General features: G+C 40.4%; 11 protein-coding genes. All 11 read left to right on the forward strand.

Features of this window, described 5'->3' with window-relative positions:
* The first annotated feature begins 38 nt into the window (after positions 1-38).
* Positions 39-881 (forward strand): hypothetical protein, encoded by an 843-nt coding sequence (locus tag DXA60_RS17865; RefSeq protein ID WP_004611540.1) that lies wholly within the window; start codon positions 39-41, stop codon positions 879-881.
* Positions 882-893: 12 nt separating this feature from the next.
* Complete coding sequence (locus DXA60_RS17870; RefSeq protein ID WP_004611541.1) at positions 894-1304, forward strand: DUF4313 domain-containing protein; 411 nt, start codon at positions 894-896, stop codon at positions 1302-1304.
* A 12-nt stretch (positions 1305-1316) separates the two neighbouring features.
* Positions 1317-1829 carry a PrgI family protein gene (locus DXA60_RS17875; RefSeq protein WP_055062573.1) on the forward strand — a complete coding sequence of 171 codons (513 nt, stop codon included), beginning with the start codon at positions 1317-1319 and terminating at the stop codon, positions 1827-1829.
* Positions 1830-1921: 92 nt separating this feature from the next.
* Positions 1922-4294, forward strand: coding sequence for a VirB4-like conjugal transfer ATPase, CD1110 family (locus DXA60_RS17880; protein WP_117922622.1), 2373 nt, complete (start codon positions 1922-1924; stop codon positions 4292-4294).
* Between the two features lie 90 nt (positions 4295-4384).
* Positions 4385-4594, forward strand: coding sequence for an aspartate dehydrogenase (locus DXA60_RS19835; protein ID WP_243006952.1), 210 nt, complete (start codon positions 4385-4387; stop codon positions 4592-4594).
* Between the two features lie 399 nt (positions 4595-4993).
* Entirely contained in the window at positions 4994-6532 is a 1539-nt protein-coding gene (locus DXA60_RS17890) for an ATP-binding cassette domain-containing protein (protein ID WP_117922623.1), read from the forward strand.
* 15 nt (positions 6533-6547) lie between these two features.
* Positions 6548-7042 carry a lincosamide nucleotidyltransferase Lnu(C) gene (gene lnu(C) / locus DXA60_RS17895; protein WP_117922624.1) on the forward strand — a complete coding sequence of 165 codons (495 nt, stop codon included), beginning with the start codon at positions 6548-6550 and terminating at the stop codon, positions 7040-7042.
* A 30-nt stretch (positions 7043-7072) separates the two neighbouring features.
* Positions 7073-7501, forward strand: a complete 429-nt coding sequence (locus tag DXA60_RS17900; protein ID WP_117922625.1) for a GNAT family N-acetyltransferase — start codon at positions 7073-7075, stop codon at positions 7499-7501.
* A gap of 171 nt (positions 7502-7672) precedes the next feature.
* Positions 7673-9565, forward strand: coding sequence for a C40 family peptidase (locus DXA60_RS17905; protein ID WP_117922628.1), 1893 nt, complete (start codon positions 7673-7675; stop codon positions 9563-9565).
* Between the two features lie 50 nt (positions 9566-9615).
* Complete coding sequence (locus DXA60_RS17910; protein ID WP_117922626.1) at positions 9616-10512, forward strand: hypothetical protein; 897 nt, start codon at positions 9616-9618, stop codon at positions 10510-10512.
* 27 nt (positions 10513-10539) lie between these two features.
* Positions 10540-10697: DpnD/PcfM family protein (locus tag DXA60_RS17915; protein ID WP_117922627.1), on the forward strand; the 158-nt coding region annotated here is incomplete at its 3' end.

The following is a 10697-nucleotide window of genomic DNA, read 5'->3' on the forward strand; positions in this document are numbered from 1 at the left end:
TTCCCCTTTTAGTAAAAGGAAAGAGGTGAATAACAAGTATGGATATTTTTAAGCTTGGAGACAAGATCCTTGCACTTCTTGAGGCGGTGTTTGGGTTTTGGAACAATCAGATATCCCTGGTCTTTGCAATGCTTGGACAGTCACCGGTCAGTTTCAAGGGCGGAGGTCCTTGGGCAGTTATTGAGGGTATTGAGCCGGTCTTTGTAGCGGTCGGCTCTTCCCTCGTTGTGCTGTTCTTTGTTATCGGTTTCTGCTCGGAAAGCATAGATGTAAAAGATGAGATGAGGTTTGAGTCTATATTTCGTATGCTTATCCGACTGGGACTTGCAGAATGGTTTGTTGCAAATAATGTCACGATTATGAAAGCGTTTTTTACTTCCATAGGAAATCTGGTGGGACTTATATCTGCCGGGACAACGACGCAGCTTGCCATTGACAGTACACAGGCAGACATCATTAAGGGACTCGGATTTGGTGAGAGTCTGGTAATGCTGATACTTACAGCTTTGCTTGCAATCATCATTATTATCTGTGGATTCTTTATCATTTACACAGTGTATTTCAGGTTCTTAAAGATACTGATTATTGTGCCGCTTGGTGCGATTGCATGCTCCACAATGGCAGGAAACAGAATGGTCAGTCATACAATGGCTACCTACTGCAAATATTTTCTTTCGTGTGTATTCGAGGCAGTAACGATGGCACTTGCAATTGTGGTATGTAATGCATTTATCAATGCAGGACTTCCGGCATTTACAGGAAGTTACGCTGACTGGGCACAGACACTTATCTATCTGTGTGAAATGACATTTACGATAGCAATGACTGTTGGAAGTGTGAAGGGAGCACAGACACTTACAAGCAAGGCATTTGGATTATAGAAGGAGGCAGAAATGGATAATGAAAAGAAACAGGTTACTTATAATTCAAGCATAACCGGAGAAACGCAGGTGACATTTGATATCCAGCAGTATATGAATAACAGGGCAATGTTTATCGGTCTTATGTGTAATGAAGATGGATATGAGGAGCCTTTTGGGGATGTGACTGTGAATTTGTCGGTTGCAGCACCAAATTACTGCGGATATCTGAATGTGAATGACATGCCGGATATTGAAAAGTTTATTACAGACAATGACATTGGAGAGTTTACAGGATTCACGCAAAGGAGTGGTTTCTGCGAATATCCGCTTTATCTGTTCAATGTAGATAAGCTTAGAGAACTGTGTCCGGATGGAATGGATAAGTATGAGGCGAATATTGGAATGACAAGAAAGCCGGAGACAAAGGATTTATCAAGATAGGAGGCAGGGACAATGGTAATCGAAGTAAACAAGGATATTGACCGCTATCAGGAATCGGTTGCGATGGGACTTACTGCAAGGCAGCTTATATTTTCCATTGCAAGCGTAGTGGTTGGTGGCGGTATCGTCCTTCTTCTTTACAAGTATATCGGTCTTACGGGTTCTGCTTATGTGGCAATTCCCTGTGTGGCACCGATTGCACTTGGTGGTTTCTATTCCTTTAATGGGATGAATTTCTACGAGTATATGGGAAAGAAACTGCATTTTATGTTTGGGAACAGGACACTTACCTATGTATCAACAGAGGGAGAGCCTGCAATAAAGCAGTTAGAAGCAGAACAGAATGAACAGGTAAAGAAGAAAGGCAGAAAGGCTGAACCGGAGACTGTAACAGCTGATTCGGCTGTAAAGAAGCAGGAGGAGTTTGAAGCAATGAAGAAAAAGACGAGAAACATGCTGCTTGGACTTGTCGCAGTCATTGTGGCGGCAGCAGCAGGCATTGCAGCATATAAGGCAATGCATTAGAAACGAATAGTATCTGACCGCAAGGTCGGGAACACAGCCCGCAGGGTGAAGTTCCCGGCGGGCTTTCATTATAAGAAAGCGAGGTTAGAGACATGGGTTTATTTACAGACGGATTTAAGTTATTAAAGAAGGCGAGTGAGCCTTTGTATAAGACACCTAAATCCATTCAGGAAACCATAGAGATTATGGCGGTGGCTGAAAACGGCATTTTTGAAGTGAGCAAAAATAAGTATTCCAAATGCTACCGCTTTCAGGACATCAATTACACGACAGCAACGGAGGATGAGCAGATCGGTATTTTCGAGAGGTATTGCAAGTTCCTAAATTCGCTGGACTGTAATTATAAGATTACGATCAACAATAAGAACAAAAACATGGATGAACTCCGTGACAAGGTTCTGATTGCTGAGAAAAACGATGGCTTCAATAATTATAGAAGAATCTACAATGACATCATTGAGGAGAAGATTATTGAGGGCAGACAGGGGATTGAGCAGGAGAGATACCTGACAATCACGATTGAGAGAAAGAACTTCGAGGAGGCAAAGGCACAGTTTGCTACCCTTGAGGCAACGATACACAAGGCTTTCATTGAGCTTGGGGCAGAGATTGTTCCGCTTAATGGCAATGAGAGACTGAAAGTGCTCTATGATTATTATCATCTTGGAGATGAGGGCAGCTTTGATTTTGATATCAAAAAGGCAAAGAAGGTCGGAGCAGATTTTAGAAATGATCTGTGCAATGGGATGGTGAAATATTTCCCGGACCATTTTGAGGATGAGAGTAAATTCTGCAAGGCACTTTTTATCAAAAAGTATCCGAGCAGTTTGTCAGACAGATTCATCAATGAGATTACTTCCCTTCCGGTTCATTCCATCACGAGCATTGATGTGGTGCCTGTTCCTAAGGATTTGACTACAAAGGTGCTTCAGAAGAAATACCTTGGTATTGAGTCGGATATCATTAAGCAGCAGAGAGTCCGTAATAAGAATAACGACTTTTCTACGGAAATTTCATATGCCAAGAGAACGGAGAAAAAGGAGATTGAGGAAATCATGGATGATGTCCGTGAGAATGACCAGTGCCTTTTCTTCGTGGGAGTTACTATTATTCTTATGGCAGAGAGCAAAAAAGAGCTTGATAGCGTCTGTGAGACAGTGGAGACTATCGGAAAGCGTAACAGCTGTACGATTGATACACACTACTTAAAGCAGAGGGAGGCACTCAACACAGCGCTTCCGATTGGTGTAAGACAGGTGGAGACAATGCGTACCCTTCTTACCCAGTCACTTGCGGTGCTTATGCCATTCAATGTGCAGGAATTAAATGACAGCACAGGGAACTATTATGGTATCAATCAGATCAGCAAGAATGTGAATATCGGTAACAGAAAGAAGCTGATAAACGGAAATGGCTTCGTTTTCGGAGTGCCGGGTTCCGGTAAATCCTTCTTCTGTAAGATGGAAATGGGCAGCGTATTCTTGTCGGGAGATGATGAGATAATCGTCATAGATCCAATGAACGAATACTTTGATATTGCTGAGACTTATGGTGGAACAGTGGTAAATATGTCCACTTACACGGATAACTATGTGAATCCGCTGGAGATGGATGTATGGAGCCTTGATCCGAATGATTCCAAGGGAATGGTAAGAGAAAAAGGCGAGTTTATGCTTGGTCTTTGTGAGCAGTGTATCGGAGACAGCTTAAATTCAAGACAGAAGTCAATCATTGACCGCTGCGTGAGAAAGCTGTATATCGACATTGCAAGAAGCAAAGAGAAGTATATCCCGGTGATGAGTGATTTTTACGATATCCTTATGGCGCAGCCGGAGGAGGAAGCAAAGGACATTGCACTGTCACTAGAGCTTTTCGTAAATGGTTCGCTTAACATCTTCAATCACCAGACAAATGTGGATGTGGATAACAGATTTACAGTATATGGCATCAGGGACTTGGGTACAGAACTTAGTCCTATCACAATGCTTGTTATGATGGAATCCATTCAGAACAGGATTGTTGAGAATGGCAAGAGAGGCAAGGCAACATGGCTCTATATTGATGAGTTCCATGTTCTGCTTAATTCCGAGTATTCTGCAAAATACTTGCAGCAGCTCTGGAAGAAGGTAAGAAAGCAGGGAGGTCTTTGTACCGGTATCACGCAGAATGTTGTCGATCTGTTGCAGAATTACACAGCAACCACAATGCTTGCAAACTCTGAGTTTGTGGCACTCTTGAAGCAGGCAAATACAGATAGTTCAAAGATGGCGGAGGTTATCGGGGTATCAGAGGCACAGCTTCGTTTCGTAACCAATACAGCATCCGGAATGGGACTTATTAAGTGTGGTTCTGTGGTGATTCCGTTTGACAATCAGATTAGTAAAGATACAGATCTTTACAGACTGTATAACACAAATATCCACGAGAAGATTGCGGAGCAGAAGAAAAAAGAGGCAATGTCGTAAGGATAACAGATGAAATTTATATGATTCTATAGTATAATCAAGAGGTCGGATGTAAGTCCGGCCTTGATGATTATGAATAAGGTATTACCTATGTTTAAGAAGAAACCACAAAGACCCAAATATGACAAGACGAACAAAAAGGCAGTTCTTAAATGTAGCATTTGTACTGGAGAACAGGTGGCTGGGTTTAAGGATATATATACCGGACACTTTGACGAGATTATGCTGATTCGTGACACAGCTGATTTGGATACATTTATGGAAATGTATGATGTGGCAACGATTTCTAAGGAATACTAGTAATCATTAAGGGATGGAAAATTTGAATTTGGCGGTGAGATAAATGAATTATATTAGACAATGATTTCTTATACTGCAGATAGGCTTGCAGAGGTGGATAATAAAAACTATATACAATTACGTAACAATGTGTTAGTATGATTAACAGAAAAAAGAAAGGCACATGAAGTGAAAGGTGAGGAGATGTATAACAGATAATTTGGTTTGAGCAAGACATATATGATTTAAGCCCTGTGGTACACAGGCTTGTTTTTGTGTACGCTTGAATTAGATTATCGCAAGAGATTTTCCTTTGTTTTCATTTGTGAGAATATATAAAGGTTTATTTGGCGGGTCTTTTTGTGTATGCAAAAAAGGCTCGTTTTTTACTTTTGCACACAGGCGAAAGGAGGAACCAATATGTTACAGATAAAAAATTTAAATTTAACACATAAAAAGGATTTAAGAGTCATACTTAGTGAATTTAACCTTGTACTAAATAAAGGTGATAAGGCGGTAATCATTGGTGAAGAAGGAAATGGAAAATCAACATTGATGAAGTGGATTTACAATCCATTACTTATTGATAATTATATAGAAGCTGAAGGAGAAAGGTTGGTCGGAAAAGAAATACTCGGTTATCTTCCACAGGAAATATCTGAAGAAGATAAAGAAAAAACTATTTATGAGTTCTTTTCTGCAGAAGAAATGTTTTGGAATAGAACACCGAAAGAGTTATCTGAAATTACCGGAAAATTCGGAATGACAAGTGAATTTTTCTATAGTGACCAGAAAATGGGAAGTCTTTCGGGTGGAGAAAAAGTTAAGGCACACCTAATGAGACTTATTATTCAGGATGTGACTGTGCTTTTGTTGGATGAACCTTCAAATGATATAGATATCAATACGCTGGAAATCCTTGAAAAAATAATAAATGACTGGGAGCACATAGTACTTTTCATTTCTCATGATGAAACTTTGATAGAAAATACAGCGAATATGGTAATTCATATTGAACAGATTGTGCGAAAAACAAAGACCAGATATACAGTCGCAAAAATTCCTTACAGAAAATATTTAGAAGAAAGATTTCATAAATTTGAGAGCCAGGAAAGACAAGCATTAAATGATCGAAAAGAAAAAAAGATTCGTGATGAAAAATACAGAAAAATCATGCAAAGTGTTCAGAACGCATTAGGGAACTGTTCCAGACAGTCACCAGCCGAAGCCAAAAACTTAAAAGATAAAATGCACGCAGTTAAGTCTATGGAACGAAGATTTGAAAAGGAAGATGAAAACATGACGGAGATGCCGGAACAGGAGGAGGCTATTTTCTTTAAACTGGGAGACAAAGATTCATCTATTCCGGCAGGAAAAACAGTTATAGAGTATACTCTTGCAAAACTTACGACTAAGGATGAGGAAAGGGTTTTGGCTGAAGACATTAACTTGAAAATAAGAGGCTCGGAGAAAATATGTATTATTGGCGCTAATGGAGTGGGAAAAACGACTCTTTTAAGAAAAATAGCGGAAGAACTTTCGCAGCGAGATGATATTAAGGCAGAGTATATGCCGCAAAACTATGAAGAGATACTTGATTTGGATATGACTCCTGTTGATTTTCTTGATAAATCCGGAGACAAGGAAGAAAGAACAAGAATTAGAACATATCTTGGTTCCCTTAAATATACTGCGGATGAAATGGAACATCCTATAAGGGAACTGTCCGGAGGGCAAAAGGCCAAGGTGCTTCTTTTAAGTATGAGTTTGAGCGGAGCAAATGTACTTATTTTAGATGAACCAACAAGAAACTTTTCGCCCTTATCGGGACCTGTAATCAGAAAAATGCTTAGAGAGTTCCCGGGAGCTATTATCAGTATTTCTCACGATAGAAAGTATATTGATGAGGTATGTGATAAAATATACGAGTTAGATTATAGTGGATTAAGAAATTTGTAATGAATGGAGGATAAGATGGTCAATATTACAGATGTAAAACAGATTCTTCAACTCGCGATAGATGCCGAGATTAAAGTCTTTCTTGATGGTGGCTGGGGGGTAGATGCGTTGCTTGGACATCAGTCAAGAGTCCATAACGATATTGATATTTTTGTAGAAAAGAAAGATTATCAGAACTTTATAGAGATAATGAAAGATAATGACTTTTATGAGATTAAGATGGAATATACAACATTGAACCATACTGTATGGAAAGATGCGAAAAACAGGATTGTTGATTTGCATTGTTTTGAATATACGGGCGAAGGTGAAATTCTTTATGAGGGGGATAACTTTCCGGTAGAAACTTTTTCTGGTAAAGGAAAAATTGAGGAGATAGAGGTTTCTTGTATTGAACCATATAGTCAAGTAATGTTCCATTTGGGATATGAATTTGATGAAAATGATGTACATGATGTGAAGCTATTGTGTGAGACATTTCATATCGAAATTCCAAATGAGTATAGATAACTGTAAATTCAAATTTGTAGAGGTTATATTATGATAAGAGCAGTCAAGGAAAATGATTTATCTGCTGTTATGCAGATATGGCTTGATATAAACATTAAAGCACATAGTTTCATATCAAAGCACTATTGGATGGATAATTATGATATGGTAAAAAAGATTCTTCCACAAGCAGAAATATATGTGTATGAAAACAATGGCACAAAAGAAATAGAAGGCTTTATTGGATTGACAGATAATTATATTGCGGGATTATTCGTAAAAGAAGATATGCAGTCGAAAGGCATTGGGAAACAACTATTGAATTATGCAAAAGGCATTAAATCCAATATGTATTTGAGCGTTTATAATAAGAATATCCGTGCAATTCAATTTTATCAGAGAGAACAATTTGTAGTTCAATCAGAAAACACGGATGATAATACCAACGAAAAAGAGTTGGTTATGGCTTGGAGCCGATAGACAAATTCCAATTTGTAGGGAACAGAAAATTCCAGTTCTACGGAGCTTTTAAAATTGAATATTGGATGATTTTACATAGCCGTTAAGGAGTAATTAAGCTCCTTAGCGGCTTATTTTATTTCACGATAGGAGGTGAGGAAAATGAAAATTAAAAAGGTGGATGACAAGCCAATGGTCATTCACACCAAGGAGAAAGCCAAGATTCATGCCCACGAACCAAAGGGAGCCAAGATTAAAGGCAGCAACATCTATACAGTAGAGAAAGGTCCTAAGACTATCGGTGCAAAGGTATCTGATGATAAAAAGAAGTCCTATCGCAAGAGTACCATTCATCAGTCAGAGTCGAAGAATAAGGGATTATCAAGATTTAAGCGAAACTATAGAGAATCAAACACTTCCATCAAGACTAAGAACACCAATCTTCACATTGCAGGAAGAACAGGTGTACTTGCAGCCGGGGCAGTAACGGAGCAGGTGGAAGGCGGGCATGAGGTATCGCAGGCAGCATATCTTGCATATGAAGCAAGCCAACCTGTTACCGGAACTGCTTCCAAGGGGGCAGCACTTTTCAGGAAAAAGGCGGCAGCCGAGGCAAAGAAGCGTATCAAGAAGGTAGAGGCAGGAAAGAAGCTGGCAAAAAAGACAGCAAAGAAAGCTGCCAAAGATACAGCCAAGACGGTAGCTAAAGAGACGGCAAAAGAAACAGCAAAGACTACTGCCAAGGTTGCAACAAAAACTGCGACAAAGGCAGCTGCTACAGCGGCAGGAACAGCGGTTGCACCGGGAGTTGGTACTGCAATCGGCATGGCAGCCGGATATGCTGCAGGTGTGTCCATAGAGGTCAAGGATGAAAAGATGACCAACCGGAGCAGGAAGATAAAATTCTTTCTGGATAAGATGAAAGCACAGGAGAATCAGACAGACAGCGTGGCAAAACTGGTAAAGGATCTGATTGTGCGAAAAGCGATTACCTGGGTAAAGGCAGCTGTACCGATTATCGGACTGGTGCTGTTGTTACTTGTTCTTGTAGTTGCCATGATTGCGGTTCCGGTTATAGCGGTGATAGCAATCCTTTACAATTCTCCATTTGCTTTATTCCTGCCACCACTTGAATCAGGAGATACCGTGCAGACAGTAACGAGTGCCTATGTGCAGGAGTTTAACTGGGATGTGAACACGAAAGTGAATGAGCACACCGGATATGACCTTGGAGAGCTTGTCTATGTGGATTATGAAGGTATGGAAGAAAATCCAAGCAATTACTATGACATCATGGCAGTCTATATGGTCAAGCATGGTGTCGGAGATACTGCAACAGTCATGAATGACACTTCAAAAGGCTGGCTGCAGGCAGTTGTAAATGATATGTGTTCATACACCACAAGCACCGGAACAAAGGACGTGGAAGAAACAGATGCAGATGGCAATGTAACAACTGTCACAAAATCGGTTCTATATGTGAATGTCACACTGAAATCGTACAGGGATATGATTTCAGTCTATGGGTTTAACTCTGATCAGGTGGAAATGCTTGAGCAGATCATGAGTCCGGAGTTTATGGGACAGCTTGGATATGCTGGAAGCGGAAGTGGCGGCGGAGGCGGAAGTCCGGGAGTAAGCTCCATGACTGAGGATGAAATCAATGCCATCCTAAACGAAATTACAGACAGCAGGCAGAAAACAGTCTGCTCCTATGCACTTCACAGAGTTGGCTTTCCTTATAGTCAGGATTTAAGAGACAGCGGTAACTATTATGACTGTAGTTCCTTAGCCTATTATTCGTGGAAGGATGCAGGTGTGGATATTAGTTACGGCGGTGCAACTACAGCGGCAGCGGAGGCACAGGGACTGGATGAAGCCGGAAAGACAGTCTCCTTTGATGAGTTACAGCCGGGAGACCTAATCTTTTATAGTTTTACAAGCAATGGAAGATATAAGAACATCAGCCATGTGGCAGTATATGTCGGAAATGGCAAAGTGGTAGAGGCACTTAATGAAAGTCTTGGTGTGGTCTACAGGGATGTGGCAAGCACAGGAAAGATTGTTGTGATAGGAAGACCATAACAGGAAATTTGCAGAGAGGGCATAGTCCCTCTCTGAGACTGGAGGTAAGAATGGATTTAAAAGATATGATACTGGTAACAGAAAACGACAGGGGAACAGAGACAAATATGCTGATGACTCTGGATGATTATAAGAGTTTTATAGCAGTTGATGACATGTCAGAGCTTGCAGAAAATTTGTTGCAGCTTGGAAGGACACTTGGTGAGGCAGATAACTTCACAGAGTATTACAGGGCAGCAAATGTAACTGTATCTGCGAGATTCTGTCTGGATGATATTCAGCTGGGACACTTTCTTCAGGGATTTTATAACGATTCCAAAGAATTTCGGTTTGATAAAGAAGCCAGTTCTTATGAATGTGTTGCAAAGCTTAAGGAGATTGGAATGACCGATAAGGGCTGGGTAGATGATTTTAACCTGCATTATGAAATGGAGAACCGCTCATTTGAAAGGGGACAGACATTTCATAATTTCAATGACCATGATTACATGGTGCTTGAAGCATTATCACCAAGGAATCTTGTGGTGATGGATATGAAGTCAGGTTCCCTTACAATCGCCCTTGGTGCGACAGAGTATAAGCGTTATCCGAAGGATGAGAAGCCTACAAAGGACAATACCACAATCGGGGTATCGTGGGAGCATGGCATTTATCTAGGTTCCACACTTTCAACTACAAATTTCAAGGCATACAAGAGGGAGTATGGCACACCGGAAAAGATAGAGGATATCTATGATTACAGGGCAAAGCTCAAGCAGAAGTTCTATTTTTATCAGGATATGTCAAAGGATGATGATGTACCAAAGAAGCTGCAGAATGACTTCCTTCACCAGATGTATGAGGATTTTGGAACGATTGAAGAGGACTGTTTTTACGACAGGCTGGAAGATGGAAAGTACGATGAAGGCTTTAAGGAAAGACAGGTAAAGGAAGAAAAGAGCCGGTGATGAGATTTTTACAGGAGGCGATATTATATGGAACAGGAATTTGATGTTGAGATAAAAGAAGTGCTTTCACGAGTACAGAAAGTAAAGGCAGAGTCGCTTGACGATGCCATCAATAAGGCAATGGATATGTATTATGCAGAGCAGATAGTCCTTGGAGCAGAGGACATGAAGGGAGTTGATTTTGC

Origin of the sequence: Roseburia sp. OF03-24, assembly GCF_003463035.1 — a bacterium.
GTDB lineage: Bacteria > Bacillota > Clostridia > Lachnospirales > Lachnospiraceae > Roseburia > Roseburia rectibacter.

Coding starts and splice junctions, on each gene's coding strand:
- DXA60_RS17910 (WP_117922626.1), top strand. CDS start 9,616: ATGGATTTAAAAGATATGATACTGGTAACAGAAAACGACAGGGGAACA.
- DXA60_RS17870 (WP_004611541.1), top strand. CDS start 894: ATGGATAATGAAAAGAAACAGGTTACTTATAATTCAAGCATAACCGGA.
- DXA60_RS17905 (WP_117922628.1), top strand. CDS start 7,673: ATGGTCATTCACACCAAGGAGAAAGCCAAGATTCATGCCCACGAACCA.
- DXA60_RS17900 (WP_117922625.1), top strand. CDS start 7,073: ATGATAAGAGCAGTCAAGGAAAATGATTTATCTGCTGTTATGCAGATA.
- DXA60_RS19835 (WP_243006952.1), top strand. CDS start 4,385: ATGTTTAAGAAGAAACCACAAAGACCCAAATATGACAAGACGAACAAA.
- DXA60_RS17890 (WP_117922623.1), top strand. CDS start 4,994: ATGTTACAGATAAAAAATTTAAATTTAACACATAAAAAGGATTTAAGA.
- DXA60_RS17875 (WP_055062573.1), top strand. CDS start 1,317: ATGGTAATCGAAGTAAACAAGGATATTGACCGCTATCAGGAATCGGTT.
- DXA60_RS17865 (WP_004611540.1), top strand. CDS start 39: ATGGATATTTTTAAGCTTGGAGACAAGATCCTTGCACTTCTTGAGGCG.
- DXA60_RS17880 (WP_117922622.1), top strand. CDS start 1,922: ATGGGTTTATTTACAGACGGATTTAAGTTATTAAAGAAGGCGAGTGAG.